The sequence below is a fragment of the Streptomyces sp. 840.1 genome (genome assembly GCF_003751445.1).
In the GTDB taxonomy this organism is placed as follows: Bacteria; Actinomycetota; Actinomycetes; order Streptomycetales; family Streptomycetaceae; genus Streptomyces.
In genome coordinates, this window is sequence record NZ_RJUU01000001.1 from 1,392,217 (window position 1) to 1,417,594 (window position 25,378).

Annotated in this window: 23 protein-coding genes; 15 read left to right on the forward strand and 8 right to left on the reverse strand. The window is 72.2% G+C overall.

What is annotated here, in order from left to right; genetic code table 11:
* Positions 1–113 precede the first annotated feature (113 nt).
* A complete protein-coding gene (locus EDD93_RS06410; protein ID WP_123524226.1) occupies positions 114–2,069 on the forward strand; it encodes an APC family permease in 1,956 nt (651 codons plus the stop codon).
* A gap of 16 nt (positions 2,070–2,085) precedes the next feature.
* Here EDD93_RS06410 and EDD93_RS06415 read toward each other — a convergent pair whose 3' ends face one another.
* Positions 2,086–2,430 carry a winged helix-turn-helix transcriptional regulator gene (locus tag EDD93_RS06415; RefSeq protein WP_398904999.1) on the reverse strand — a complete coding sequence of 115 codons (345 nt, stop codon included), beginning with the start codon at positions 2,428–2,430 and terminating at the stop codon, positions 2,086–2,088.
* Positions 2,431–2,625: 195 nt separating this feature from the next.
* Between EDD93_RS06415 and EDD93_RS06420 the strand changes: the two genes are divergently transcribed.
* The 6 genes from EDD93_RS06420 (at position 2,626) to EDD93_RS06445 (ending at position 8,962) form a co-directional block, all read left to right on the forward strand.
* Positions 2,626–3,486 (forward strand): SDR family oxidoreductase, encoded by an 861-nt coding sequence (locus EDD93_RS06420; RefSeq protein ID WP_123524228.1) that lies wholly within the window; start codon positions 2,626–2,628, stop codon positions 3,484–3,486.
* A gap of 139 nt (positions 3,487–3,625) precedes the next feature.
* Positions 3,626–4,612, forward strand: coding sequence for an EamA family transporter RarD (rarD, locus tag EDD93_RS06425; RefSeq protein WP_123524229.1), 987 nt, complete (start codon positions 3,626–3,628; stop codon positions 4,610–4,612).
* Positions 4,613–4,717: 105 nt separating this feature from the next.
* Positions 4,718–6,271, forward strand: a complete 1,554-nt coding sequence (locus EDD93_RS06430; protein WP_123524230.1) for an FAD-dependent monooxygenase — start codon at positions 4,718–4,720, stop codon at positions 6,269–6,271.
* A gap of 58 nt (positions 6,272–6,329) precedes the next feature.
* On the forward strand, positions 6,330–7,790 hold the full coding sequence (locus EDD93_RS06435) for a hypothetical protein (RefSeq protein ID WP_123524231.1): 1,461 nt from the start codon (positions 6,330–6,332) through the stop codon (positions 7,788–7,790).
* Positions 7,787–8,446: a class F sortase gene (locus EDD93_RS06440; RefSeq protein ID WP_260255637.1), complete on the forward strand. Its 660-nt coding sequence runs from the start codon at positions 7,787–7,789 to the stop codon at positions 8,444–8,446. Before EDD93_RS06435 ends, EDD93_RS06440 begins: the two co-directional genes overlap by 4 nt.
* A 66-nt stretch (positions 8,447–8,512) precedes the next feature.
* Positions 8,513–8,962, forward strand: coding sequence for a VOC family protein (locus tag EDD93_RS06445; protein ID WP_123524232.1), 450 nt, complete (start codon positions 8,513–8,515; stop codon positions 8,960–8,962).
* An 89-nt stretch (positions 8,963–9,051) separates the two neighbouring features.
* On the opposite strand, the gene EDD93_RS06450 is transcribed toward EDD93_RS06445, so the two are convergent.
* A complete protein-coding gene (locus tag EDD93_RS06450; protein ID WP_123524233.1) occupies positions 9,052–9,648 on the reverse strand; it encodes a TetR/AcrR family transcriptional regulator in 597 nt (198 codons plus the stop codon).
* A 144-nt stretch (positions 9,649–9,792) separates the two neighbouring features.
* Between EDD93_RS06450 and EDD93_RS06455 the strand changes: the two genes are divergently transcribed.
* Both EDD93_RS06455 and EDD93_RS06460 read left to right on the forward strand, forming a co-directional pair.
* Positions 9,793–10,218 (forward strand): RidA family protein, encoded by a 426-nt coding sequence (locus tag EDD93_RS06455; RefSeq protein ID WP_123524234.1) that lies wholly within the window; start codon positions 9,793–9,795, stop codon positions 10,216–10,218.
* A 166-nt stretch (positions 10,219–10,384) separates the two neighbouring features.
* Positions 10,385–11,584, forward strand: coding sequence for a serine hydrolase (locus EDD93_RS06460; protein WP_123527614.1), 1,200 nt, complete (start codon positions 10,385–10,387; stop codon positions 11,582–11,584).
* Positions 11,585–11,889: 305 nt separating this feature from the next.
* On the opposite strand, the gene EDD93_RS06465 is transcribed toward EDD93_RS06460, so the two are convergent.
* Positions 11,890–12,330 (reverse strand): MarR family winged helix-turn-helix transcriptional regulator, encoded by a 441-nt coding sequence (locus EDD93_RS06465; protein WP_123524235.1) that lies wholly within the window; start codon positions 12,328–12,330, stop codon positions 11,890–11,892.
* A 98-nt stretch (positions 12,331–12,428) separates the two neighbouring features.
* Here EDD93_RS06465 and EDD93_RS06470 point away from each other — a divergent pair, with 98 nt between their 5' ends.
* A complete protein-coding gene (locus EDD93_RS06470; protein ID WP_123524236.1) occupies positions 12,429–13,355 on the forward strand; it encodes a zinc-binding dehydrogenase in 927 nt (308 codons plus the stop codon).
* A gap of 85 nt (positions 13,356–13,440) precedes the next feature.
* Positions 13,441–14,247 carry an HAD family hydrolase gene (locus EDD93_RS06475; protein ID WP_123524237.1) on the forward strand — a complete coding sequence of 269 codons (807 nt, stop codon included), beginning with the start codon at positions 13,441–13,443 and terminating at the stop codon, positions 14,245–14,247.
* A gap of 6 nt (positions 14,248–14,253) precedes the next feature.
* Here the strand turns inward: EDD93_RS06475 and EDD93_RS06480 are convergent, their stop codons facing one another.
* The 5 genes from EDD93_RS06480 to EDD93_RS06500 form a co-directional block, all read right to left on the reverse strand.
* Entirely contained in the window at positions 14,254–14,844 is a 591-nt protein-coding gene (locus EDD93_RS06480; RefSeq protein ID WP_123524238.1) for a TetR/AcrR family transcriptional regulator, read from the reverse strand.
* Positions 14,845–15,041: 197 nt separating this feature from the next.
* The gene (locus EDD93_RS06485; RefSeq protein ID WP_123524239.1) at positions 15,042–15,932 is read right to left on the reverse strand and encodes an ABC transporter permease; all 891 of its coding nucleotides are present in this window, start codon (positions 15,930–15,932) and stop codon (positions 15,042–15,044) included.
* Positions 15,919–16,884 carry an ABC transporter ATP-binding protein gene (locus tag EDD93_RS06490; protein ID WP_123524240.1) on the reverse strand — a complete coding sequence of 322 codons (966 nt, stop codon included), beginning with the start codon at positions 16,882–16,884 and terminating at the stop codon, positions 15,919–15,921. Before EDD93_RS06490 ends, EDD93_RS06485 begins: the two co-directional genes overlap by 14 nt.
* Positions 16,885–17,068: 184 nt before the next feature.
* Positions 17,069–18,322, reverse strand: coding sequence for an outer membrane lipoprotein carrier protein LolA (locus tag EDD93_RS06495; protein WP_123524241.1), 1,254 nt, complete (start codon positions 18,320–18,322; stop codon positions 17,069–17,071).
* A 218-nt stretch (positions 18,323–18,540) separates the two neighbouring features.
* Positions 18,541–19,551: a polyprenyl synthetase family protein gene (locus tag EDD93_RS06500; RefSeq protein ID WP_123524242.1), complete on the reverse strand. Its 1,011-nt coding sequence runs from the start codon at positions 19,549–19,551 to the stop codon at positions 18,541–18,543.
* 156 nt (positions 19,552–19,707) lie between these two features.
* On the opposite strand from EDD93_RS06500, the gene EDD93_RS06505 reads away from it, so the two are divergent.
* From EDD93_RS06505 to EDD93_RS06520, 4 genes are all read left to right on the forward strand, one after another.
* The gene (locus tag EDD93_RS06505) at positions 19,708–21,207 is read left to right on the forward strand and encodes a peptide MFS transporter (RefSeq protein ID WP_123524243.1); all 1,500 of its coding nucleotides are present in this window, start codon (positions 19,708–19,710) and stop codon (positions 21,205–21,207) included.
* Positions 21,208–21,216: 9 nt separating this feature from the next.
* Positions 21,217–23,211 carry a CocE/NonD family hydrolase gene (locus tag EDD93_RS06510; RefSeq protein ID WP_123524244.1) on the forward strand — a complete coding sequence of 665 codons (1,995 nt, stop codon included), beginning with the start codon at positions 21,217–21,219 and terminating at the stop codon, positions 23,209–23,211.
* A gap of 161 nt (positions 23,212–23,372) precedes the next feature.
* A complete protein-coding gene (gene fahA, locus EDD93_RS06515) occupies positions 23,373–24,602 on the forward strand; it encodes a fumarylacetoacetase (RefSeq protein WP_123524245.1) in 1,230 nt (409 codons plus the stop codon).
* Complete coding sequence (locus EDD93_RS06520) at positions 24,599–25,261, forward strand: GPP34 family phosphoprotein (protein WP_123524246.1); 663 nt, start codon at positions 24,599–24,601, stop codon at positions 25,259–25,261. Before fahA ends, EDD93_RS06520 begins: the two co-directional genes overlap by 4 nt.
* Positions 25,262–25,378: the final 117 nt, after the last annotated feature.

The following is a 25,378-nucleotide window of genomic DNA, read 5'->3' on the forward strand; positions in this document are numbered from 1 at the left end:
CGGAGGAACGGCTCATCCTCCGGGAGCCGTGTCGCGTCGCCGAACGGGCTGACTTTCCGGGTGTCCGGCGATTGCGGACCGGGCCCCGGCCGGTGCCCGCGCACCATGTGGCCATGACCCTGGACCGTCCGGCGTACCGCATCAAACGGCGACTGCTCGGCAGGCCGCTGACCACGGAACACATCAGCGAGGAGAAGCTGAACAACCGGACGGCGCTCGGGGTGCTCGCCTCCGACTGCATCAGCTCGTCCGCGTACGGCTCCGAGGAGATGCTCCGGGTCCTGGTGCCGGTCGTCGGCGCCGCCGCGTTCACGCTGCTCATGCCGGTGACGTTCGCGATCCTGCTGGTCCTGCTGCTGCTGACGCTCTGTTACAGCGATGTGGTGACGATCTACACCCGGGCGGGTGGCTCGTACGTCGTCGCCCGGGAGAACTTCGGGCCGAACGTCGCGCAGGTCGCCGCCGTGGCGCTGCTCGTCGACTACATCGTCACCGTCGCCGTACAGGTCTCGGCCGGCACCAACGCCCTGATCTCACTCGCGCATCTGGCCGGCAACGAGTTCACCGGCCTGGACCACCTCCAGCTGCCGGTCTCCGTCGGCGTGATCGTGCTCCTCGCATACGGGAACCTGCGCGGGGTCCGGGAGGCGGGCCGGCTCTTCGCGCTGCCCGCGTACCTGTTCATGGCCGCCGTCGGGCTGGTCCTGGCCGTCTCCGCAGTGCGCGGGCTGACCGGCGGGCTGCCGCACGCCGATCTGCACGCCGCCGGGGTCGTGCCGCTCGGCACCCCGGGCGACGGCTGGCTCTACGGGGCCTCGCTCTTCATCGTGCTGCGCGCGTTCGCCAACGGCGGCTCGTCCCTCACCGGGCTCGAAGCGATCTCCAACGGGATCTCCGCGTTCCGTGAGCCCCAGGGCCGCAACGCGCGCCGCACCCTCATCACCATGAGCGTGATCCTCGGCGTCCTCGTGCTCGGTGTCTCCACGCTGGCGCACTTCACCCACGCCGTCCCGTACACGGACGGCACGCCGACCGTCATCGCGCAGGAGGCCCATCTCGCCTTCGGCGGCGGGATCGTGGGCACGGTCGGGCTGGTCTTCGTGCAGCTGGCGACCGCGCTGGTCCTCTACACGGGTGCCAACACCCCGTTCACCGGATTCCCCTATCTGGCCAGCTTCGTCGCCGAGGACCGGTTCCTGCCCCGGGTGCTGACCCGGCGCGGGCACCGCCTCGCGTTCTCCAACGGCATCATCGCGCTGACCGTCGTCTCGCTGGCGCTGCTGCTGGTGACCGGTGCCAGTGTCGACAAGCTGGTGGCGCTCTACGCGATCGGCGTGTTCACCGCGTTCACCATGGCGGGGGCCGGGCTCACCGTCTACCACCTGCGGCGCCGGGACCGGTACCGCAGGGCGAAGATCACGCTCAACGCGCTCGCGGCGGTCACCTCGGCCGCCGTCGTGCTGATCTTCGCGGTCACCAAGTTCACCGAGGGCGCCTGGCTGGTCGTGGTGATCTTCCCGCTCGGGGTGTGGACGCTGACCCGGATCAACCGCGAGTACCGGCGTGAGGCCGCCGCGCTCCAGGGCATCCAGGCCCCCGGCGCGGACCGGGCGGTGTACCGGCGCCATCTGGTCCTGGTGCTGGTCGAGACGCTGGACCTGGCGACGCTGATGGCCCTGCGGTACGCGCATGAGCTGCGGCCCGACGAGATCCGGGCGGTGCACTTCTCGATCGACGAGGCGTACGCCGGGCGGCTGGCCGCCCGCTGGGAGGCGACGTCCGCAACCGCCGTACCGCTGGAGCTGGTGGCCTGCCCGGACCGGCGGCTGCGTCACGCGATGAGGGAGCTCGCGTACCGCAGCACCGAGGACGGCGAGACCTGGCTGACGGTCCTGGTGCCCCGGCGGATGTACGGCAACGCGCTCGGGAAGCTGCTGCACCGGGGCACGGGCGAGAAGATGGGGAAGACGCTGACGCAGCTGCCCCACGTGGTGGTGACGATCCTGCCGTTCGACGTCTCACGGGAGCTGCGGGCGAGGGACGAGCGGCACCGGCCGCGTGCGGGCTGACCGCCCGGCGCACGGTTCAGCCGGAGCCCCGCTCGCTCGCGTCGTACGCGGCGCGCGCCGCGTCCACGGCGTCGAGCTGCCGCTCCGACCAGCGGGCCAGGCCCCACACCTGCTCGGCGGCCTCCCGGCCCATCGCGGTGAGCGTGTAGTCCACCCGGGGCGGGATGACGGGCTTGGCGTCCCGGTCCACGAAGCCGTCGCGCTCCAGCGTCCGGAGCGTCTGCGACAGCATCTTCTCGCTGACCCCGCCGACCTCGCGGCGCAGCTCGCTGAAGCGGTACGAGCGCTCCAGCAGGGCGGCGAGCACCAGGACACCCCAGCGGCTGGTGACGTGTTCGAGCACCACCCGGGAGGGGCACATCGGCTCCCGCACATCCCGCCGCCCCACGTCCGGCCGCCGCGCCGCGCCGGCCCCCTCACTCACGCTGCTCACGGTACTTACGCTCATACCAGTACCTTACTTCAAAGTGCGTACTTTCTTTTAGTTAGCGCTGTACCTAAGGTGAGTAACAGAACGAACGAACGGAACATGAGCACCTAAAGAGGAGCAAATCCCATGAGCATCGTCGTCACCGGAGCCACCGGAGAGCTCGGCCGACTCGTCATCGACCAGCTGCTGGCCACCACGCCCGCCGCCGGGATCGCCGCCGTGGTCCGGAACAAGGAGAAGGCCGCCGGCCTCGCCGCCCGTGGCGTCGAGCTCCGGATAGCCGACTACGACCGGCCGGAGACCCTGGCCGGCGCCTTCCGGGCCGGTGACCGGGTCCTGCTGATCTCCGGCAGCGAGGTCGGCAGCCGGGTCGCGCAGCACGCCTCGGTGATCGACGCGGCCAAGGCGGCAGGTGTCGCGCAGCTCGCGTACACCGGCATCCTGGGCGGCCCCGACGCGGACTTCCTGCTGGCCGACGAGCACAAGGCGACCGAGCAGCTGATCCTCGACTCCGGCCTGCCGTACACCTTCCTGCGCAACGGCTGGTACACCGAGAACCACACGGCGAACCTGGCCCCCGTCCTGGCCCACGGCGCCGTCGTGGCCAACGCGGGCGACGGCAGGATCGCCTCCGCCACCCGTGCGGACTACGCCGCCGCGGCCGTCGCCGTGCTGACCGGCGAGGGCCACCTGGGCCGGGCCTACGAGCTGAGCGGCGATGTCGCCTGGTCGTTCGACGAGTACGCCGCCGAGGTGGCGCGGGCGTCCGGCAAGGAGATCGTCCACAACGACGTACCGGCCGCCGTGCACCAGGAGATCCTGGTCGGCGCCGGCCTGCCGGCCGACTTCGCCGCGATCCTGGTGGACGTGGACGAGGCGGCGCGGCGCGGGCGCCTCGCCGGTACCAGCGGGGACCTGGCCCGGCTGATCGGCCGCCCGACGACCCCGCTCGCGGACACCGTCGCGGCAGCGGTCGCCGCCCAGTAGAGGCCCCGGCGGGGGCGGGCGACAGCGCCCCCGGGCCCGGTGTCATGACCGTCTGGCGATACGGCAATGACACCGGGCCCGGTCGGCGCTACCTTCGTCTGGCTGACGAAGCGTCGACGCACATCTGCCGGGAGGGCCCGTGAAGGGGACAAACGAACAGCGGGCCGGACTGCTGGCCGGATTCGCCGCCTACGGGCTGTGGGGCATCGTCCCGCTGTTCTGGCCGCTGCTGAAGCCGTCCGGTGCGGTCGAGATCCTCGCCCACCGGATGGTCTGGTCCCTCGGCGTCGTCGGCATCGCACTCCTCGTGCTGCGCCGCTGGGCCTGGATCGGGGAGCTGCTGCGGCAGCCCCGGAAGCTGGCGCTGATAACGGTCGCCGCGGTCGTGATCAGCATCAACTGGGGCCTGTACATCTGGTCCGTGAACCACGGGCACGTCGTCGAGGCCTCGCTCGGCTACTTCATCAACCCGCTGGTCACCATTGCGATGGGCGTGCTGCTCCTGGGCGAGCGGCTGCGCCCCGTGCAGTGGGTGGCGGTCGGCACGGGCGTGGCGTCGGTGCTCGTCCTGGCGATCGGCTACGGGCAGCCGCCGTGGATCTCACTGGTGCTGGCGTTCTCCTTCGCGACGTACGGCCTGATGAAGAAGAAGGTGAACATGGGCGGCCTGGAGTCGCTCGCGGCCGAGACCGCGGTGGTGTTCGTGCCCGCGCTCGGCTATCTGCTGTGGCTGGGCGCGCGGGGCGAGTCGACGTTCACCTCCGGGGGCGCCGGTCACGCCGCGCTGCTCGCCTCGACGGGGGTAGTGACCGCGGTGCCGCTGATCCTGTTCGGGGCGGCGGCGATCCGCGTGCCCCTCTCGACGCTCGGCCTGCTGCAGTATCTGGCGCCGGTCTTCCAGTTCATCCTGGGCATCGTGTACTTCCACGAGGCGATGCCGCCCGAGCGATGGGCCGGTTTCGGCCTGGTCTGGCTGGCGCTCACACTGCTGACCTGGGACGCGTTGCGGACGTCGCGGCGCACGCGGATGCAGGCGCTGGCCGCGCGGCAGGCGGCCGCGAAACACGCCGAGCCCACCGCAGACGGTTCCGCCTCCTCCTCCGCGATGACGACCCCGACCCCCTGAGCCGCACCACACACCACGCGTCACACATAAACAATGACTCGGTTGCTTTTTTAACTCGGTTACGTTTCTATGGATCCCGACGGACCCGGCAACCGAGGAGCAGGCATGCCCGAGACCCAGACCACCACCGTGCTGATCGTGGGAGCCGGGCCGACCGGTCTGACCCTGGCCGTCGACCTGGCCCGGCGGGGCATCGGGGTGCGGATCATCGACAAGTCCCCTCATTTTCCGCGCAGTTCCCGGGCCAAGGGCCCCAACCCGCGTTCACTGGAGGTCCTGGAGGACCTCGGCGTCGTCGAGCGGGTGCTGTCCGCCGGGTCGGCGCCACTGCCCATGCGCAAGTACCGCTCCGGAGAGGTGATCGCGCAGACCGATCCGTTCGCGGCGGCGCGCCCGGCACCGGACGCCCCCTACGACCGGCCCTGGCTGATCGCCCAGTGGCGGCTGGAGGAGATCCTGCGCGCCCGGCTCGCGGAGTACGGCGTACGGGTCGAGCTCGGCGCCGAACTCGTGGGGCTGGCCCAGGACGACGACTGTGTGACGGCCTCCCTGGCGGGCGGCGGGGAGATCGGGGCCCGGTACGCGGTCGGCTGCGACGGCGGCCACAGCGCGGTGCGCAAGCTGCTCGGCGTCCCGTTCGAGGGCAGCACGGACGAGTCGCAGGCGATGGTCTGCGGCGACGTCGAGGCGGAGGGGCCCGAGCGCGGCGTCTGGCACCAGTGGTTCGACGAGGACGGCGGTGTGATGCTCTGCCCGATCCCCGGCACCCGGTCGGGCTGGTGGTTCCAGGCCGCCCCCGAGACGGACGTCGAGGGCCGCCACGTGCCCCCGTCGCTGGAGAGCTTCCAGCGGCTCTTCGCCAAGCACACCCGGCTGCCCGGCGACCGGCTCTCCCGGGCCACCCTGCTCTCCGCCTACCGGGTCAACGAGCGCCTGGCGGACCGCTACCGGGTGGGCCGGGTGTTCCTGGCCGGAGACGCCGCGCACGTGCACGCCATCGCGGGCGGCCTGGGCATGAACACCGGCATCCAGGACGCGTACAACCTGGGCTGGAAGCTCGCCAGGACCGCCACCGGGCGGGCGGCGCCGGAGCTGCTCGACACGTACCAGGAGGAGCGGCTGCCGATCGCGGCCCGGACCCTGGACATCACGTCGGAGCGGCTGCGGGCCACGCTGGAGGCGATCAAGGAGCCGGGCGGCGGCCTGGACTCGGCGGTCACCCCGCAGACCTACGGCCTGGGTGACGGCTACCGCTGGAGCTCCCTGGCGCCCGCCGGCGCCACCGCCCGGCTGCGCGCGGGCGACCGCGCACCGGACGCACCCTGCGCCGACGCGGCCACCGGGGCGCCCCGCCGGCTGTTCGAGGCCTTCGCCGGACCGCACTTCACCCTGCTCGGCTTCGGTACGGGAACGGCCCCGGCCCTGCGCGGGGCGGCCGCCGCGCACGCCGGTGAACTGCGGGCCCACGGAGTGGACGCGGGCGACGCCGGGGGGCTGGCCGACCACCGGGGCCACGCCCGCTCGGCGTACGGCATCGGGCCGGACGAGGACGTCCTCGTACTGATCCGCCCGGACAACCACGTGGGGCTCATCGCGCCGGGCGGGGGCCACCGGGCCGTGGCCGCGTACCTGAAGGGTGCGGCATTGGAGCGAGCTTGAGCGAGTCACAGGGGCTCGTCCCCCTGCCGACCCGCTGCTTATATTTTCCTCACATCTTATGACCCGACCCCTGCGCCCGTCCGGGACCTCCCGCACGCTCCTGCGCACCGCGACCGCCACCGCCGCCCTGTCCGCCGTGTCCGTCCTCGCCTGCGGAATCGCTCCCACCGCAGTCGCGGACGACACCGTGCGGACCGTCCACCAGGACGGGCTCGGCCCCGGCGGCCCCTGGCTCCGCCTCCAGGAAACGACCCCCGACCGGGACCCTGGGGTCCACCAGGTCTCCCCCAAGCCCGACCCGGTCCATCTGAACGGCAGCCTGCGCCTCGCCATCGCGGCCGGGCAACAGGCCCAGGTCGCGCACTACTTCAACACGACGTGGACGCCGGAACCGATGCGGCCGCTGCTGGACGCGGGCCTGTCGTACTGGGCGTACACGGCGTCCGAGGGCTCCAGCGTCACCGACATCGGCGCCAACCTCCAGCTCCCGGCGTCCTGCGGGGGCTTCACCACCCTGTCGTTCGAACCCGGCGCCAACACGGACGTGCAGGGCGCCGCCCTGAAGCCGGACGCCTGGCAGAAGTACCGGCTCACCGGCGACTCCGTGATGCGGACCTCGCGGGCCGTCGCGGGCATCCCGGCGGGCGGGGACGCCCCGCTGTCGCACTTCGTCACCGCGTGCGAGGGGGCGTACGGGGTGATCGCCAACATCGGCCGGCTCGGGGACGCGAACGGCACGCTGAACACCTACGTCGACAACATCACGGCCAAGGGCACCACCTGGGACTTCGCCGTCACCGGCCGGGCGTCGGCGGCGCTCACCGTCCCGGAGCGGATCAAGGCGGGCGACGGCCCCCGCCCGGCCGACGCCTCCTACACCGACCCGGCGGACGGCCCCGAATACCAGGGCATCGGCACGCGCCTGACGCTCAAGGGCCCGGCCGGGCTGACGCCTGAGCAGCTGACCGTCGTGTCCGAGGGCTCGGCGGTCCCGCTGACCCGGGAACCGGACGGCTCGCTCACCGGCGAACTGCGCACCAACCTGCGGGCCGGCGCCACGCTGGAGCCGGGCGGGAGGGCCGGAGCCGCCTTCACACTGGCAGCCGCCGAGGACGCGCCGGCCGGGCGGCTCGACGTGACGACCGAACTGACGGTCACCGTCGACGGCACCGACGGGCCGGTGCGCACGGGCGTGACGGCCACGGACCACAGCCGGATCACCTCCGCCGGCACACGGCCCAGCCCCTCGCCGTCCCCCACCCGCCCCCACCACCCCAAGCCCCATCCGCCCGGCGGCGGCCACGGCAACGGTCACGGAAACGGCCACTGGGGCGGCGGCCACGGCGGCGCACCCCTGCCCAGCGGCCCGGTCGACGCGGGTGACGGGTCCACCGCCCTGACCGGCTCCGGCGCCGACGGCCTCTCCGGTCCCGGTATGGCGATCGGCGCGGCCGGGCTGCTGGCAGCGGTCGCCGCCTCGGCCGGCGCGCTCCGCGCGGCACGGCGCCGACGCGGTTGAGCTCCCGCACCGTGCGGGAACGGCTGCCCCGAGCACCGTTCCCGCGCCACACCCTGGCGGCCGGGCTGATCCCGGCCGCCGCGGCGGCGTTCGTCCTGCTGCTGGGCTCCCCCCTCGCGGAGCCCGGCGGCGGGACCGCGTCCCGCTCCGGCCCCCCGGCCACGGCGGCGGCGCCCCTGCCGGCCGCGCTCCCCGCCGCCCGCCCCGTCCGCATCGACATCCCCGGACTCCGGGTCAGCGCGCCCCTGGTGGACCTGGCCCTGGACAGCCGGGGCAAGCTCGGCGTGCCCGACCCGGCGGACCGCAATCTGGCCGGCTGGTACCGGGACGGGGTGACACCGGGCTCCCCGGGCAACGCGATCGTGGTGGCCCACGTCGACACCGCGACCGGGCCGGCCGCCTTCGCCGGGCTCGACGCGCTGCTGCCCGGCGCCACCGTGGAGGTCCGCCGCGCGGACCGGCGGATCGCGACCTTCCGGATCTACGCGGTCCGGGAGTTCGAGAAGCGCGACTTCCCCAGCGACCGTGTCTACGGTCCGACGAAGGACGCCCAACTCCGCCTGCTCACCTGCGGCGGAGCCTACGACCGCGACGAGGGGGGCTATCAGTCCAACGTGGTGGCCTTCGCCCGGCTGACGTCGGTCCGGCCCGCCTGACGAATCCGCCACGCCCGACCCCGGTTCAACCGCCGGAGCGGGGTCCGTCCGGACCAGAATGCAGCCATGCCCCTTGACTGGAAGATCGTCATCGACTCCGCAGACCCGCACGCCCAGGCCGCTTTCTGGGCCGCCGCCCTCGGCTACGAGATCGAGGACAACAGCCCCCTGGTGGAACGCCTCCTGGGCCTCGGAGCCGTCCCGGAGGCGGTCACGACGACCGCGCACGGCCGGAAGGCCTGGCTCGACCTGGCGGCGGCCCGGCACCCGGACGACCCGCACGAGCCGGAGAGCGGTACCGGCCTCGGGCGCCGCCTGCTGTTCCAGCGCGTCCCCGAGCCCAAGTCGGTGAAGAACCGCCTCCACCTGGACGTGCACGCCGGACCGGACCGCCGCGACGCCGAGGCGGCCCGGCTGGAGGGGCTGGGCGCGAAGGTGCTGCGCGAGGTCGCGGAGCCGGGCGGGACGTGGACCGTAATGGCCGACCCGGAGGAGAACGAGTTCTGCCTGCAGTAGACGGGCCCGGGGCAGCGGGGCGCGGCTCGGGGCAGCGGCAGCCGCCCCCGGGCAACGGTTTCCTCAACGAACGTCCGGGCAGCGGCCGTTCACTCCGCGTCCGGCCGGGGACGCAGGCCGAGCAGGACGTCCTGGACGAGATCGGCGCTGTGCCTGACCGCTTCGTCGCCGAAGCCCAGGAAGTGCCGGTAGTGGATCGGCGCGTAGAAGAGGTCGACCATCACGTCGGTGGGCACGTCGGAGCGGAGCTGCCCGGCGGCGACGGCGGAGTCCAGCCGGGCCCGGCACTCCGCGATGCTGGGCTCCAGGACCGTCTCGCGGAACGCCTTCATCAGCTCGGGGTCGTTCTGGGCCTCACCCAGAACACCTCTGAAGGACTCACTGATCCTGCCGGTGATCAGCCGCCGGCTCACCGCGGTGATCTGGGCCCCGAGGTCGGCGGCGATGTCGCCGGTATCGGGGAACGCGAAGTCGTCGCCGAGCTCCTCGTTCATGGCCTCCAGCACCACCGCGCCCTTGGAGCGCCACCACCGGTAGATCGTCGGCTTGCCCACCCCGGCCTGGGCCGCGATGGCCTCGATGGTCACCTTCGCGAAGCCCTTGCGGCTCACCAGGTCGAACGCCGCGTCGAGGATCGCCCGCCGGGCTCGCTCGCTGCGCCGTTCGCGGTTCGGGTCGGGGGTCATGCGCCTCACCCTACCGCTCACGTGACGTTACGTTTCGTTTCGAAAAGACCTCCGGGATGACCTGGCTTCCCGTAACGTTACGGAACGTTTCGTCACGCGGCTGTTCCGGGTCCGGTACCCGGACCGCCGAGACAGGGGAGAGAGATGTCCAGCAACGAGAACGCGGCCGGCGCGGCGCGCATCCAGAAGATCGCCACCACCCCCGACTGGTACGAGCCGTACCGGATATCGCAGGCCGTCCGGGCCGGCAACTTCGTGTACGTGTCCGGGCAGGCGGGTTTCGAGGAGGACGGGACGACCGTCGAGGGCGGGTTCCTGGCGCAGGGACGGCAGGCGTTCGGGAACGTCGCACGGGTACTGGAGGCGGCCGGGCTGACCTTCGCGGACGTGGTCAAGGTCGGCATCTTCGTCCGGGACATGGCGGCGAACCTCCCCCACGTGATCACGCTGCGCGGCGAGTTCCTGGCCGAGCCCTACCCGGCCGACACGCTCATCGAGGTCGTCTCGCTGGCCCAACCGGACTGGCAGATCGAGGTCGAGGTGATCGCACTGGACCGCGACGCCGCATGAGCACGGGGACGTGACGGCGCGAAACGGGACGCGACAGCGTAGGACGGACCGTTCGGGCGCCAAATGAGTGGACTCCTCGGCGCCCGGACGGGAAAGGACGCCTGAGGCGCGGGCCCGGGTGGTGATGTTCATGCCGTCCACCCCCCTCACGAAGAGGTGCCCCCGCATGCGTCGTACCCCCTCCCGCCGTCTGCTCGCCGCAGCGCTGCTCGTGGCGTCCGCGCTGGCCTCGACGGCGGCGTTCCCCGCGCCCGCCGTCCAGGCCGCGGGCACCGCCGCGCACCACAGGGCCGACTGGCCGCCGCACGGCCTCGGATCCGCGCTCACCGCACGGCTGGACAGCACCATCGCGGACGTCCGCGAGCAGGCGGGCATCCCCGGCGTGGTCGTCGGGCTGTGGATGCCGGGCAGGGGCAGCTACGTCCGCGCGACCGGCGTGGCCGACACCGCCACCGGCCGGCCGATGGCCGCCGACTCCTTCGTCCGGATCGGCAGCGAGACCAAGACCTTCACCGTCACCGCCCTGCTCAAGCTCGTCGACGAGCACCGGATCGGGCTGGACGACCCCATCTCCCGCTACGTCCGCGGCGTGCCTAACGGCCGCCGGATCACCCTGCGCCACCTCGCGGAGATGCGCAGCGGCCTGTTCCCGTACACGTCCGACCCCGGCTTCATCCAGGCCCTGCTGAGCGACCCGCAGCGCTACTTCAGCCCGCGCCAGTCACTCGCGTACGGCTTCAGGCACGCGAACACCTCCGCGCCGGGCAAGCAGTTCCAGTACTCCAACACCAACCTCGTCCTGCTCGGCCTGGTGATCGAGAGGGTCAGCGGTCACAAGCTCGCCGACTTCATCCACCAGCGGGTGCTGCGCCCGGCCCACCTGCACCGCACGCTGTTCCCGAGGGGGGCCGAGTTCCCCGAGCCGCACCCGCACGGCTACACCGACCAGACGCTCAGCGGCGACACCGCGGACGCCACGGACTGGAATCCCAGCTGGGCCTGGGCGGCCGGGGCGATGATCTCGGACCTGCACGACCTGCGCCGCTGGGCGAAGACCGTCGCCACCGGCACCCTGCTCAGCCCCGGCACCCAGGCACAGCGGCTCAGGACGCTGCCGACGGGCTTTCCCGGTACGCGTTACGGCCTCGGGATCTTCGAGACCAACGGATGGATCGGGCACAACGGATCGATCCCGGGGTACGAGACCGTGACCGTCTACCTGCCCTCGCAGAAGGCCACCCTGGTCATCATGATCAACACGGACAGCCAGCGGAACGGCCAGGAGCCGTCCACCGTCCTGGCCCGCGCGATCACCGGGATCGTCACGCCGGACAACGTCTACGACGGCTCGGTCGTCACGCGCTAAAGGTTGTTGCACAAGGCCCGAACGATCTCCAGGGCCAGCATGCGGTCGCCGCCCAGGCCGGTGGAAAACGGTGCACAAACGGGCAGTTGATCATGCCCGAGATGGCCGAATCCGGGCGTGATCGCCGTTGTGCAACAACCTTTAGGGCCTGTCTTCAAACTGCCGTATCGACCCGCAGCCGGCGGAGTGCGGCGACGGGGCGGGCACCGGCTGCCGGTGCCCGCCCCGTCGCCGTCTCGGACGCGGTGAAGCCGAGCATGTCGCGCAGGATCAGCGCACCGTGCGGGTTCGCGGCCGACGGGGGATCACCCCACCCCGCTGACCCTGCGGAGCATGTCGAGGAACTGGTCCCGCTCGGCCGCCGAGAGCGGGGCCAGCAGCTCGTCGTTGGCCCGCTCCCCCGCCTTCGAGCACTCCTCCAGTCGCCGCGCCCCGTCGGCGGTGAGGCTCACCGCGTTCTTGCGGCGGTCGGCGGGGTCGGGGGCGCGGACGACGAGGCCCGCCGCCTGGAGGTCGTTGAGGATGACGACCACATCCTTCGGGTCGAGCGAGACCGTCCGGCCGAGCTCGGCCTGGGCCACCGGTGCGAGGTCCGCGACAGCAGCGAGGACCACGTGATGCCACATCCGCATGTCGTGCCGCGCGAGCGCCTCCGCGACCAGCCCGCGCCCCCGGGCCGCCGCCCGGCCCAGGAGCCAGCTCGGGAGGGTGCGGATGCGGCTGGGCGCCGGCGGGTTGTCTGCCATGCGGATCAGCCTATCGAAATACCGTTGGACTTCCCAACGATCTACTCGATACCGTTGGGACTACCAATGGATTCGCGGGCGTCAGGAGGACATCGCTCATGCGACGCGTCCGGTACGAACACAGCGGCGGACCCGAGGTGCTGTTCCACGAGGAGGTCCCCGTACCTGAGCCCGGCGAGGGTAAACTGCTGGTCAGGGCCGAGGCGGTGGGCATCACGCTGCCCGTCGTGCGCAAGGTGCGCGAGAGCGGGCGGCCCGTTCCGCTCGGCGGCGAGGTGGCCGGCGAGGTGGTCCGGGCCGGCAAGGGGGTGCACGGGTACGCGCCGGGCGACCGGGTCACCGGGCTGTGCTTCGGTCACGGGTACGCGCAGTACGCGCTACTGCGGGCCGCGATGGCCTCGCGGATCCCGGCGGACGCCACCGCCAGGGACGCCGTGGCGCTGGTCCGCAGCGGCGTCGTGGCGCTGGGCGCCCTGGAGGCCGCACGGCCGGAACGGGGCGAGTCGGTCCTGGTCACCGCCGCGGCCAGCGGGGTCGGCCATCTCGCCCTGCAGCTGGCCCGGTTGCGGGGCGCGTCCCGTGTCGTCGCCGCGGTGGGCGATCCGGCCAAGGCCGGCTTCGTGCGCTCGCTGGGCGCCGATGCCGTGGTGACGTACGGGCAGGAAAGCTGGGGAGAGCCCGTCGACATCGTGCTGGACGCGGTCGGCGGCGCGCTGCTCACACCCGCGGTCAAGGCGCTCGCCCCGGGCGGCCGGCTGGTCGCGTACAGCTCGGGCGGCGGCACCATCGAGGCGTACGACCTCCTCGTGGGAGGCAGATCGGCCATCGGGTTCCAGGTGGCGATGGTCGCCAGGAACCGGCCGAGGCGGTACGCGGCCTGGATCGAGGACCTGTGGAGGCTCTTCGGCGAGGGCGCCCTGCGGCCCGCCGTGCACGCGGAGTTCGCGCTGGAGGACGCGGCACGCGCACACGCGACGATCGAGGACCGGGCCAACCGGGGAAAGGTGGTCCTGATGGTTCGATGAACCCTCGGCACCCTTCCCCGGGGCAGCACTGCCGGACGCCGGCCAGCGCGCCGGACCCCGGACGCGGACCGCATACGCTCGCCCCATGCCTCTCCCGCCCGCATACGCCCTCGTCGCCACGGACCTGGACGGCACCCTGCTGCGCCACGACGACACCGTGAGCCCCCGCACCCGCGCCGCGCTCGGCCTCGCCGCCGCAGCCGGGGCCCGCCACCTCGTGGCCACCGGCCGACCGGTGCCCGCCGTAAGGGAGTTGTTCGCCGCGCTGGGGTACCGGGGGCTCGCCGTCTGCGGGCAGGGCACTCAGGTGTACGACGCCGGGGCCGGGCGCATGATCCGCGCGGTCGTCCTGGACCGGGAGGCGGCCGCCGCCGCGCTCGGCAAGATAGAGGCCCAGGTGGGGCAGGTGTTCGCCGCGGTGGACCAGGACGGCGCCGACGGCCGGACCCTGATCGAGCCGGGCTACCTCATGCCGCACCCGGCGCTGGCCTCCCAGCGCGCCTCCCACCGCGACGAGTTGTGGGCCGCCCCCGTCATCAAGGTGCTGATCCGCCACCCGGAGCTCGACGACGACGAACTGGCGGCCGCCGCGCACGCCGCCGTCGGAGATCTGGCGACCGTCACCCTGTCCGGGCCGGGCACGGTCGAGCTCCAGCCGTACGGCATCGACAAGGGCGCCGGAATCGCGCTCGCCGCCGAACACCTCGGACTGGACCCGGCCACCGCGATCGCCTTCGGCGACATGCCGAACGACCTGCCGATGTTCCGCAGTTGCGGATACGGGGTGGCGATGGCCAACGCCCACCCGCTCCTGCGGGCCGAGGCGGACGAGGTGACCCTGTCCCATCAGGACGACGGGGTCGCGGTGGTCCTGGAGCGGGTCTTCGGCTGACCCGCCTCAGCCCACCCCCGCCCCCAGCGACCGCAGTACGTGGTCGACCAGGGACGCCACCGCATCCGGGTCCTGCATCGGCTTGCGCAGTACGTGGCGGTAGTAGACCGGGCCGTACAGCATCTCCACCGCCAGCCGCAGATCGGCGCCCGGCGGGATCTGGCCCTGCGCCTGCGCGGCGCGCAGCCGGTTGACCACCTCTTCGAAACGGGGTTCGATCAGCTGGGTGCGTACGATTTCGGCCAATTCGTCGTCGTGGTGGACCTCGGAGAGTATGCCGGCGTACGCGGGGCCGAAGGGCGGGACGGAGAGCACGGCGACCGCGCCGTTCACATGGGTGCGCAGGTCTGCGGCGATGTCATCGGTCTCGACGGGCGGGTTGGACTGGACCAGGGCCTCCGTGAACGCCTCCAGAAGCACCGCGCTCTTCGATGGCCACCAGCGGTAGATCGTCTTCTTGCTGACACCCGCCCGTGCAGCGATGGCCTCGACGGTGACGCGGCCGTAGCCCTTCTCCGTACACAGGTCGAGGGCTGCTTCCAGGGTCGCCCTGCGTGAGCTCTCGCTGCGGCGCAGTGACCTCGGCGATGTGATCATTCGGTGAGCATAGGGCTGTTTGAGCCAATCCTTGTTGACAGTCCGTCGTCAGAAGTCGAACAATACTCAAGCGGAAACGGAACGTACCGTGTCGGCTCGTTCCAGTCCTTCGCACCGTTCGTGCCGTTCGTGCCGCGACGAGCCGATCGGGGGACGGCTCGCCCGGCCGACGGTACGGGTGAGGGTCCCGGCCGAGGTCAGGCGGTGATGTCCTTCGCCGTGAAACGCGCCCAGGCCGCCGAGCCGAACACCGCCGCGTACAGCGCCTGCAGCTCCAAGTTCTTCACCAGGTCGTCCCAGTACACCGGGGCGCGCAGCAGGTCCGCGAAGGACAGCCAGTAGTGCGGGAAGAGGTACGGGTGGATCCCGTGCAGCTGCGGAATGGTGTCCAGGATCTGCACCGTGATGAGGATCCCGACCGTCGCCGCCATGGCCGCGATGCCGCTGTTGGTGAGGGTCGAGACGAACAGTCCGAGCACCGCGAAGCCGATCAGTGATGCCGCGACCGCCACCGCGATGACCGCCGCTCTCAACAGGCCCTCGCCGAAACCGATCCGGGTGCCGGAGATCGTCGTGACGTCCCCGACGGGGAACAGCAGCGCGCCCACGGCCAGCGCGGACGCCGCCACCACCAGGGTGGCGAGCAGGCAGAAGGCCAGCGTGGTGGCGTATTTGGCGAGCAGCAGCCTGGTCCGGCCGGCCGGTGCGACCAGCAGGTAGCGCAGCGTTCCCGCGTTGGCCTCGCCCGCGACGGAGTCGCCCGCGATGACGCCGACCGCCATCGGGAGGAAGACCGGGAGCGTGGCGGCGAGGGAGGCGAAGACCAGGAAGAGGCCGTTGTTGGTCACCTGGGAGAGGAACGCGGGCCCTGCCCCGCTCTCGCCGGGACCGGCCGGTGAGCCGTTCGACGTCTCGATCCGCACCGCGATCCCGATCAGTACGGGTACGGCGGCCAGCACCCCGAGCAGGGCCAGGGTGCGCCAGCGGCGCAGCGTGGTGGTGAGTTCGGAGCGCAGGATGCCGAGCGTCCACAGCGGGTTGCGCGGGAGTGGGGCGGCCTCCTCGCGTGCCTGTTCAGCCTGCGACATCGAATCCCTCTCCGGTGAGCGCGACGAAGGCGTCCTCCAGGGAGGCCCGTTCGACGCCGAAGGACCGCACCCGGACGCCGGAGCGCACCAGGGCGGCGTTCAGGTCGGACAGTTCGACGGAGCCCGGCGGCGCGTCGCCGCGTACCCGGTCGCCGTCGAGGACCAGACCGGTGACCCCGTGTTCCTCCAGTACGCGGGCGGCGTCGGCCGGGTCCGGGGTGGTGACGGCGAGCCGGCCCCGGGTGCCCGCCGCGAGGTCGGTGACCGGGCCCTGGGTGAGCAGCCGGCCGCGTGCCATGACCGCCGCGTGGGTGCAGACCTGCTCGATCTCGTCCAGCAGGTGGGAGGAGAGGAAGACCGTGGTGCCCTCGGCGGCCAGTTCCCGGACCAGGGTGCGGATCTCCCGCATGCCCTGCGGGTCCAGGCCGTTGGTCGGCTCGTCCAGCACGAGCAGCCGCCGGGGCCGGAGCAGGGCGGCGGCCAGGCCGAGGCGCTGCTTCATGCCCAGCGAGTACGCCCGCGCCTTCTTGCCGCCCGCCGCGGCCAGCCCGACCCGCTCCAGCGCGTCGCCGACGCGGGCACCGCGGGTGCGGGGGTCGGCGGTCGGGTCGGCGCGGTCGTAGCGCACCAGATTGTCCCGGCCGCTCAGGAAGCCGTACAGGGCGGGCCCCTCGATCAGCGCCCCGACGTGCGGGAGCACCGTGCGGGCGGCAGCCGGCATGGGGCGGCCCAGGACGCTCGCGGTGCCGGAGGTCGGGTCGATCAGCCCCATCAGCATCCGGATGGTGGTGGTCTTCCCGGAGCCGTTGGGGCCGAGGAAGCCGAAGACACTGCCGCCGGGGACGGTGAGGTCGAGCCCGTCGACGGCGAGCTGGCCGCCCCGGTACCGCTTGGTCAGGCCCCGGGTCTCGATCACGGGCATGGGCCCGGGTGTCACCGCGGCCCCTGTCATGTCTGCTTCCCCGGTGTCATCCCTGCCCCCAGGTGTCATCCCTGCTCCCCAGGTGTCATGCCTGCTCCCCACGGTTCGCGATGCGGACAGCGGTCGCGGATCGCGTCCGCCCCGCCGTACGGAGCGTACGGCGGGGCGGATGCGTCGTGCGTCATGCGTTCTGCGGGAGGCGGGCCGCCGGATGTCAGCCGGCGTTGTCCGCCGCCTTCACCAGCGCGTCCTTCGTGACCGCGCCGACGTACACCCGGCCGTCATCGGTCATCAGCGCGTTGACCAGGCGGGTCTTGAAGACCGTGCCCGAGCCGAACGTGCCGGTGACCTTGTCGCCCACCGAGTCGAGCAGCTGCTGCGCCTCGGCCGGTACGTCGCCCGATGCCTTCGAGGGCTTGCCGGCCGCGCCGGGGGTCTTGATCTCGGCGATCGCGCTCCAGCCCTTGCCGGTGACCGTCACGCCCTCACCCTTGGCGTTCAGGCCCTTGAGCGCCCCCAGGCCGCCATCGGCCTGGTGAGCCTGTGCCGCCTTCTCGCGGCTGCCGGCGCTGTCCGCCTCGGTGACCTCGGCGCCCTTGGGCGGGGTGAAGGAGAACGAGGACGCGGCGGGCTTGCCGAAGTCGACGGAGGTGAACCCCGCGTCGATCGCCGCCTTGCCGCCGCTGCTGGGCTGGAGGGTGAACTTGAGCGGTACCCCGGTCTTCGCGTCCACCGCGACGGTGATCGAACCGATCGTGGAGCCGCTCTGCTCGGGCTTGAGGACCAGCCGGTAGGCGTCACGGCCCGCGACCTGCGCGGTGCCCCCGACCGTCACGGACGTGGTGCCGTCGGCCGCCTTGAGCGCCTGTTCGGCGAAGGCCTTCGGCGTGGTCGGTACGCCGTCGGGCGCCGGGTGCTCGCCGCGCCCGGTGTGCTTCCCGGCCTTCTCCTTCGCGTGGTAGACGGCGTTCGACTTGCTGTCGTACGCCCAGACCTGGTCGCCGTTGTGGATGATGCTGTACTCGGACGCGTTGTCCAGGACGGACACCCGCTGCTTGTCGGGGCCGTCGGCGGCCACCCGGAGGGTGTGCGTACCGGACGCCAGCTCGGTCAGCTTCGCCTGCGGGTCGGCGCTCGCGCCGCCCTTGTCCCCCGCGCCGTCCGGCACGAAGGAGCCGGCCAGGCCGCCCAGGGACGGGATGCCGAGGTCGGTGCTGATCTTCACCGTGCCGGACAGCTGCTCCGTGTCCGAGGCGGCGATCTTCTCGATGAGTTCCTGTGCGGTGATCTCCGGCAGATCGGGGTCGCCGGAGCTCGCGAGCGCCGGGACCAGCCCGATCGTCGCGGCCGCCACGCCCGCCACCGCTACCGGGACGATGTAGCGCACCGCCTTCCGACGGCCCGCGACGCCTCGCGCGGTGCCGTGCGGGGCCGTGCCGTTGGTGTCTGCGCTGTCGTTCGGTGCCATGTGTGCCCTACCTCCGTGGTCGGCGGCTTCCGTCGGGATGCACTCGTCCACTCCGTGCCGCCATTCTCACCCGTTTTGGTCAGGAGTGGTTGTTCTCCATCTGACCAAATCGGCGAGCCCGAAGCGTCAGCCCGGGGGAGCAACTCCCCATACCTCTGCGGTATGACACCGGGCGCCGTAGCTCCGCCTACCCGTAGGGGGTGGCGAGCAGACCGGGCTCAGCCCGCGCGGTGCACCACGGCGTCGCACATCTCTTCCAGGGCGGACTTGGCGTAACAGCCGGGCAGCGGAGCGAGCGTGGCCCGCGCCTCCTCGGCGTACCGGACGGTGTCGCGGCGGGCCTGTTCGAGCGCCGGGTGGGCGCGCAGCCGGCGCAGCGCCTCGGCCAGCCGGCCGTCCTCGGTCAGGTCGCCGTCCAGCAGCGCGACGAGCTCCAGGTCGTCCGGCTTCCCGTCGGCCTCGGCCTGCGCCCTCAGACGGAGTACGGGCAGCGTCGGGATGCCTTCGAGGAGGTCGGTGCCGGGGGTCTTGCCGGACTCGTGGGAGTCGGAGGCGATGTCCAGGACGTCGTCGGCGAGCTGGAAGGCGACGCCGAGCCGTTCGCCGTACTGGGTGAGCGTGTCGGTCGTCGCGTCGTCGGCACCGGCCATCATCGCGCCGAAGCGGCAGGCCACGGCGATCAGCGAACCGGTCTTGCCGCGCATCACGTCGAGGTAGTGCTCGATCGGGTCACGCCCGTCGCGCGGACCTGCGGTCTCCAGGATCTGGCCGGTGACCAGGCGCTCGAACGCCTCCGCCTGGATGCGCACGGCCTCCGGGCCCAGGTCGGCCAGGATGTGCGACGCGCGCGCGAAGAGGAAGTCGCCGGTCAGCACGGCCACCGAGTTGCCCCAGCGGGAATTGGCGCTGTCCACGCCCCGGCGCACGTCGGCCTCGTCCATCACGTCGTCGTGGTACAGCGTCGCGAGGTGCGTCAGCTCGACGACCACGGCGGCGGGCACCACGCCCGGGGCGTCCGCGTCACCGAACTGGGCCGACAGCATCGCGAGCAGCGGCCGGAACCGCTTGCCACCCGCGTGCACCAGGTGCTGCGCGGCCTCTGTGATGAAGGGCACCTCGCTCTTGGTCGCATCGAGGAGTCCCGACTCGACAGCAGCCAAACCGGCCTGGACACCGGCCTCAAGAGCCTGGTCCCGCACGCTCAGTCCGAACGGCCCGACGACGGTCACGAGGGGATCTCCTGTCTGCTGACGATCACACGGAATGTCGATGTGTCGCTGCCATCACTCAAGTCAGCGTATCCGGTCCCCTTTGGATCACCGTGGGCGCCTTCCCGCCACCGCCGGTATGTTCGGGATCAGCTCATACGATCAGGAGTAGTCCCTTTGTCCCACACCGCTCACGACACCGATCCGACCCAGCCACCGCCGGGCGACGACCACGCCTTCTTCGGCCAGCCACGGGGTCTGATGACCCTGTCCGGCCTGGAGGTCTGGGAGCGGTTCTCGTTCCTCGGCATGCAGGCCATCCTCGTCCTGTACTTCGCCGACACGGTCGCCAACGGCGGCCTGGGCATGGAGCCCGGCACCGCCGCCTCCGTCTCGGCCGCGTACGGGACCCTGGTCTACCTGGTCTCCGTCGCGGGCGGCTGGCTGGCCGACCGCATCCTCGGCTCCTACCGGGCCGTCCTGTACGGCGGCATCCTCATCGCCTGCGGCCACTACGCCATGGCGGTGCCGACCGCGACCATGACCTGGGTCGGGCTCGGCCTGATCAGCGCCGGTACCGGGCTGCTCAAGCCCAACGTGGCCACCATGGTCGGCAAGCTCTACCGGACCGACGACGAGCGCCGCGACGCCGGCTTCGCCCTCTACTACATGGGCATCAACATCGGCGCGTTCCTCGGCCCGCTGATCACCGGCTGGCTGGGTGACCACGCGAGCTGGCACTGGGGCTTCTCGGCCGCCGCCTTCGGTATGACGCTCGGCCTGATCCAGTACGTACTGGGCCGGCGTCACCTGGCCGGGCGTAAGCACTCCGCCGAGTTCCCGCTGGCTCCGGAGGCCAAGCGCGCCGTCGTGTGGCGGATCGTCCTCGGCGTCGTCGTGGTCGCGGCGCTCGCCACCGTGCTGGCCCTGGTGGGCTGGCTGACCATGGACCGCTTCGTCGACGTACTGACGGTCATCTCGGTGATCGCACCGGTCGTCTACTTCGTGGTGATGTTCCGCAGCCCGCAGGTCACCCCGGAGGAGCGCGGCAGGCTGCGCCCGTACGTGGTGCTGTTCCTGGCCTCCGTCGTCTTCAACTTCATCCTCTTCCAGGCGTACTCGACGATGATGCTGCTGGCGTCGACCAACGCCCGCACGGAGATCTTCGGCTTCCACTTCCCGGCCAGCTGGTACGCCTCGGCGCTCGGCGCGTTCGAGGTCGCGCTCGCCCCGGTGGTCGCGGCCGTCTGGGCGAAGATGGGGCCGCGCCAGCCGCACGCGTCCAACAAGATCGCGATGGGCGTGATCCTCGGCGGTCTCTCGTTCCTGCTGATGGTCCTGCCGACCTCCGGGCACGCCGACGACAGCTACAAGATGGCCGCCTGGTGGATCGTCGGCTCGTACCTGCTGCTCGGACTCGGCGACATCCTGCTGGAGACCTCCGGCATGTCCGCCACCACCAAGCTCGCCCCCAAGGCGTTCGCCAGCCAGACCATGGCGCTCTGGTTCCTCTCGCTGGCCCTCGCCAACGGAATCCAGGCACAGATCGTGAAGCTGTACGGCGAGGTCTCCAACCCCGCCTACTTCGGTGTCAATGGCGCTATCGCGGTGGTGGCCGGTGTGGCCGTCGTCGCCGCCGCCCCCTGGCTCAAGCGCACCATGCACCCCGTCCACTGAGGTACCCCCATGCACATCCGCACCGAATTCCCGTACGAGACGACCCACGAGGACATCCGTATCCCGCTGCCGGACGGCACCCGGCTGTACGCCCGGATCTGGCGGCCGGTCACCGACGAACCGGTGCCCGCCCTCCTCGAGTACCTGCCCTACCGGCTGAGCGACTGGACCGCGCCGCGCGACGCGCAGCGCCACCCCTGGTACGCGGGCCACGGCTACGCCTCGGTGCGCGTCGACGTACGCGGCCATGGCAACAGCGAAGGGCTGCCGGGCGACGAGTACGACGCGACCGAGCTCGCGGACGGCGTCGCCGTCATCCACTGGCTCGCCCAGCAGGAGTGGTGCTCGGGGCGAGTCGGCATGTTCGGCATCTCCTGGGGCGGCTTCAACTCCCTCCAGATCGCCGCGCTCGCCCCCGAGCCGCTCAAGGCGATCGTCACCGTGTGCTCGGCGGACGACCGCTACGACAACGACGTCCACTACATGGGCGGCTCGGTCCTCGCCGTGGACATGCACGCCTGGGCCGCGACGATGCTCGCCTTCGTCTGCCGGCCGCCCGACCCGGCCCAGGTCGGCGACGCGTGGAAGGACATGTGGCTGGAGCGGCTCGAAGCCGTCGACCCCTTCATCCACACCTGGCTGGACCACCAGACGCGCGACGACTACTGGAAGCACGGCAGCGTCTGCGAGGACTACTCCGCCATCCAGGCGAACGTCCTGGCGGTCGGCGGCTGGCACGACCCGTACCGCGACACCGTGCTCCGGCTCGTCGAGCACCTGGACCCGGGACGGGTCCGCGGCCTGATCGGGCCGTGGTCGCACCAGTACCCCGACCGGGGTCTGCCGCCGGGGCCCGGCATCGGCTTCCTCCAGGAGACGCTGCGCTGGTGGGACCAGCACCTCAAGGACAAGGACACCGGCGTCATGTCGGAGCCGCTGCTGAGGTCCTGGATCAGCGAGTCGCACCGGCCCGCCACGGTGTACGAGACCCTGCCCGGCCGCTGGGTCGGGGACACCAGCTGGCCCTCGGAGAACGTCTCGCCGGTCGCGTACGCCCTCAAGGGCGGCCCGCAGACCGTCGACTCACCGCAGCAGACCGGGGTGGACGCGGGCCGGTTCTTCCCGTTCGGCAACGACGCCGACCTGCCGCCCGACCAGCGCGACGAGGACGCCAAATCGGTGTCCTTCGAGTTCCCGGTCGAGGACGCACCCATCGAGATCCTGGGCCGCCCCCGGGTGCGGCTGCGCATCCGGATGGACGTACCGCGCGGCCAGGCCATCGCCCGGCTCTGCGACGTCGCCCCCGACGGCTCCTCCACGCTCGTCACCCGCGGCGTCCTCAACCTCGCCGCCCGGCACGGCCGGGACCGCGCGGACGACTGGCCCGCCGGGGCCACCGAGGACGTGACGTTCGAACTGAACGGCATCGGCCACACCTTCCCGCCCGGCCACCGCATCCGGATCGCGATCTCCTCCTCGTACTGGCCCTGGATCTGGCCCCAGGCCGGTTCGGCGGGCTTCACGCTCGACGCCGGGGGCAGCATCGTCGAACTGCCGGTGCGCCGGCACACCGAGGACCCCGCGATCCACTTCGAGGAGCCCGAGCAGTCGGAGCCGCTCGGCGTCGTCTACCCGGCCACCCTCGACGAGCAGCGCCCCGAGCGCCTCGTGATCCGCGACGTCGCCAAGGGCGAGTGGCGGATGGAGGTGGACCCGCGCTACGGCGGCACCCGGGTCTACCCCGACGGCCTCGAATTCACCGAGGACGCGGTCGAGACGTACACGATCCAGGAGCGCGACCCGCTCTCCGCGCACACCCGCTCCGACTGGACGGTCCGGCTGCACCGGCCGGAGACGGCCTGGGACGCCCAGATCGACACGCGCTCCGAGATCAGCGCCGACGCGACCCACTTCATCACCTCCAACGAAGTGGTCTGCAAGGACGGCGGCGAGGTCGTCTTCCACCGGACCTGGGAGAAGCGCATCCCGCGTACCGCCGGCTGACAGCCTGCGAGCCGTGCCGCTGTATCCCCGTGCGTTCCCCCGGACGCGCCGGGATACAGCGGCATTTTCCGGGCATTGGGGGATCGTTGGGACTCTGCCGCCGGGTGGCGCCGCCGACGTAACGTGTCCCCCAAGCGACCTGGAAAGCGAGGCAGCAACAGATGCCCGAGCAGAGCAGCCCGCTCGAACTGGCCGAGGGCGATCCCTTCGGTCCGCACAACCTTCCGTACGGAGTGTTCTCCGCCCCCGACCGGCCCGGTGAGCGACGGGTCGGCGTGCGCATCGGCGGCCATGTGCTGGACGCCGGCGCGGCCGCCCTGGCCCTCGGCTCGCCCTACGCGCAACTGCTGGCCCAGCCCGACCTGATGCCGCTGCTCGCGGCCGGCCGGACCGCCTGGAGCGATGTGCGCCGTGCGCTGACCGCCTGGGTGACGGTCCCGGCCCACCGCCCGGACATAGAGCCGCTGCTGCACCCGGTGGACTCCGTGACGCTCCACCTGCCCTACCGGGTGGCGGACTACGTCGACTTCTACGCCAGCGAGCACCACGCCACCAACGTCGGCCGGATCTTCCGCCCGGACGGCGACGCGCTCACCCCCAACTGGAAGCACCTGCCCATCGGTTACCACGGCAGGGCGGGCACGGTCGTGGTCTCCGGGACGGATGTGGCGCGCCCCTCGGGCCAGCGCAAGGCCCCCGCCGACCCGGCGCCGGTCTTCGGCCCGTCCGTGAAGCTGGACATCGAGGCCGAGGTCGGCTTCGTCGTCGGCACCTCATCGGAGCAGGGCCGCTCCGTCGCGCTCGCCGACTTCCGCGAGCACGTCTTCGGCCTGTCGCTGCTCAACGACTGGTCGGCGCGCGACATCCAGGCCTGGGAGTACGTGCCGCTCGGCCCCTTCCTCGGCAAGTCGTTCGCCACCTCGGTATCGGCCTGGGTGACCCCGCTGGAGGCCCTGGACGCCGCCCGCATCGCCCCGCCCGAGCGCGACTTCCCCCTGCTGCCCTACCTCGACGACGCGGACGAGGAGGAGCCCGGCGGCTTCGACCTCCGGCTCTCCGTCGCCATCAACGGCCAGGTCGTCGCGGAGCCGCCGTTCGCCACGATGTACTGGACGGCGGCCCAGCAGCTGGCCCAGATGACGGTGAACGGCGCCTCGCTGCGCACCGGTGACCTGTACGGCTCCGGCACCATCAGCGGCGCCGAGCCCGCCCAGCGCGGCTCCCTGCTCGAACTCACCTGGAACGGCCGCGATCCGCTCGAACTCCCCGAGGGCAAGCGGACGTTCCTGGAGGACGGGGACACCGTGACGCTGACCGCGTGGGCCCCGGGCCCCGACGGCACCCGGGTCGGTCTCGGGGACGTCACCGGACGGATCGTCTCCGCGCCATGACCCCCACGCCCGAACCGGCGCCGCCCGGACCGACGCTGCCCGAGGAACTGCTGCTGCTCGCGCTGGACCCCCGGCGCGGCAGACCGTACTGCCGCAACCGCTTCCTGGAGTACGCGATGGCCGGGGCGGCCCTGGCGGAGCTGGAGCTCCAGGGCCGGATCACCGGGGAGCGCGGACAGGCCCGCGTGGTCAACCCGCTGGAGCCGCCGGACCCGCTGCTGGCCGCGCTGATGCGGGGTCTGCCGGCCCCCGGCAAGGGCAGGAACGGTGCGGGCGTATCGGCCAGGGCCTGGGTGCGGCGTGCGGGCCGGCAGACCGAGGGGATGTATCTGGACGCCCTGGTGGAGCGCGGCGTCCTGCGCCGCGAGAGCCACCGGTTCCTCGGCCTGCTGCCGTACCACCGCCACCCGGTGGTCGCCAAGGACCTGGCCGCCCAGGCCCGCCAGCGCTTCGAGACTGCCGGGCGGGCGGGCTTCCCCGACCACCGCAGCCGGGCACTGGCCGCCCTCGTCTCGGCGGCGGGCCTGTCCCGCTTCGTCGGCACCGACCGGTCCGGCCGCGGCGCGATGCGGCACCTGATCCGTGAGCAGTGGCCGGCCCACGCGGTCCACCGCAACGTCCGCCGCGACAAGGCGAACCAGTCGGGGGGCGGGGGGTAGGGCCCTCGCCCCGGTGCGCGGCCCGCCGGAGAGCACGGGCCCGGCCCGGCGCGGGCAGCCGTCACCGGCCGCCGGGCACCGGTCACCGGTCACCGCCGCGAGGTGGCGTTCACACGC

What these genes read in the sequence shown, in the direction of transcription:
- EDD93_RS06410 (WP_123524226.1), top strand. Translation starts at nt 114, where the DNA reads ATGACCCTGGACCGTCCGGCGTACCGCATCAAACGGCGACTGCTCGGC.
- EDD93_RS06415 (WP_398904999.1), bottom strand. Translation starts at nt 2,430, where the DNA reads ATGTGCCCCTCCCGGGTGGTGCTCGAACACGTCACCAGCCGCTGGGGT.
- EDD93_RS06420 (WP_123524228.1), top strand. Translation starts at nt 2,626, where the DNA reads ATGAGCATCGTCGTCACCGGAGCCACCGGAGAGCTCGGCCGACTCGTC.
- EDD93_RS06430 (WP_123524230.1), top strand. Translation starts at nt 4,718, where the DNA reads ATGCCCGAGACCCAGACCACCACCGTGCTGATCGTGGGAGCCGGGCCG.
- EDD93_RS06435 (WP_123524231.1), top strand. Translation starts at nt 6,330, where the DNA reads ATGACCCGACCCCTGCGCCCGTCCGGGACCTCCCGCACGCTCCTGCGC.
- EDD93_RS06445 (WP_123524232.1), top strand. Translation starts at nt 8,513, where the DNA reads ATGCCCCTTGACTGGAAGATCGTCATCGACTCCGCAGACCCGCACGCC.
- EDD93_RS06450 (WP_123524233.1), bottom strand. Translation starts at nt 9,648, where the DNA reads ATGACCCCCGACCCGAACCGCGAACGGCGCAGCGAGCGAGCCCGGCGG.
- EDD93_RS06455 (WP_123524234.1), top strand. Translation starts at nt 9,793, where the DNA reads ATGTCCAGCAACGAGAACGCGGCCGGCGCGGCGCGCATCCAGAAGATC.
- EDD93_RS06460 (WP_123527614.1), top strand. Translation starts at nt 10,385, where the DNA reads ATGCGTCGTACCCCCTCCCGCCGTCTGCTCGCCGCAGCGCTGCTCGTG.
- EDD93_RS06465 (WP_123524235.1), bottom strand. Translation starts at nt 12,330, where the DNA reads ATGGCAGACAACCCGCCGGCGCCCAGCCGCATCCGCACCCTCCCGAGC.
- EDD93_RS06470 (WP_123524236.1), top strand. Translation starts at nt 12,429, where the DNA reads ATGCGACGCGTCCGGTACGAACACAGCGGCGGACCCGAGGTGCTGTTC.
- EDD93_RS06475 (WP_123524237.1), top strand. Translation starts at nt 13,441, where the DNA reads ATGCCTCTCCCGCCCGCATACGCCCTCGTCGCCACGGACCTGGACGGC.
- EDD93_RS06480 (WP_123524238.1), bottom strand. Translation starts at nt 14,844, where the DNA reads ATGATCACATCGCCGAGGTCACTGCGCCGCAGCGAGAGCTCACGCAGG.
- EDD93_RS06485 (WP_123524239.1), bottom strand. Translation starts at nt 15,932, where the DNA reads ATGTCGCAGGCTGAACAGGCACGCGAGGAGGCCGCCCCACTCCCGCGC.
- EDD93_RS06490 (WP_123524240.1), bottom strand. Translation starts at nt 16,884, where the DNA reads ATGACAGGGGCCGCGGTGACACCCGGGCCCATGCCCGTGATCGAGACC.
- EDD93_RS06495 (WP_123524241.1), bottom strand. Translation starts at nt 18,322, where the DNA reads ATGGCACCGAACGACAGCGCAGACACCAACGGCACGGCCCCGCACGGC.
- EDD93_RS06510 (WP_123524244.1), top strand. Translation starts at nt 21,217, where the DNA reads ATGCACATCCGCACCGAATTCCCGTACGAGACGACCCACGAGGACATC.
- fahA (WP_123524245.1), top strand. Translation starts at nt 23,373, where the DNA reads ATGCCCGAGCAGAGCAGCCCGCTCGAACTGGCCGAGGGCGATCCCTTC.
- EDD93_RS06520 (WP_123524246.1), top strand. Translation starts at nt 24,599, where the DNA reads ATGACCCCCACGCCCGAACCGGCGCCGCCCGGACCGACGCTGCCCGAG.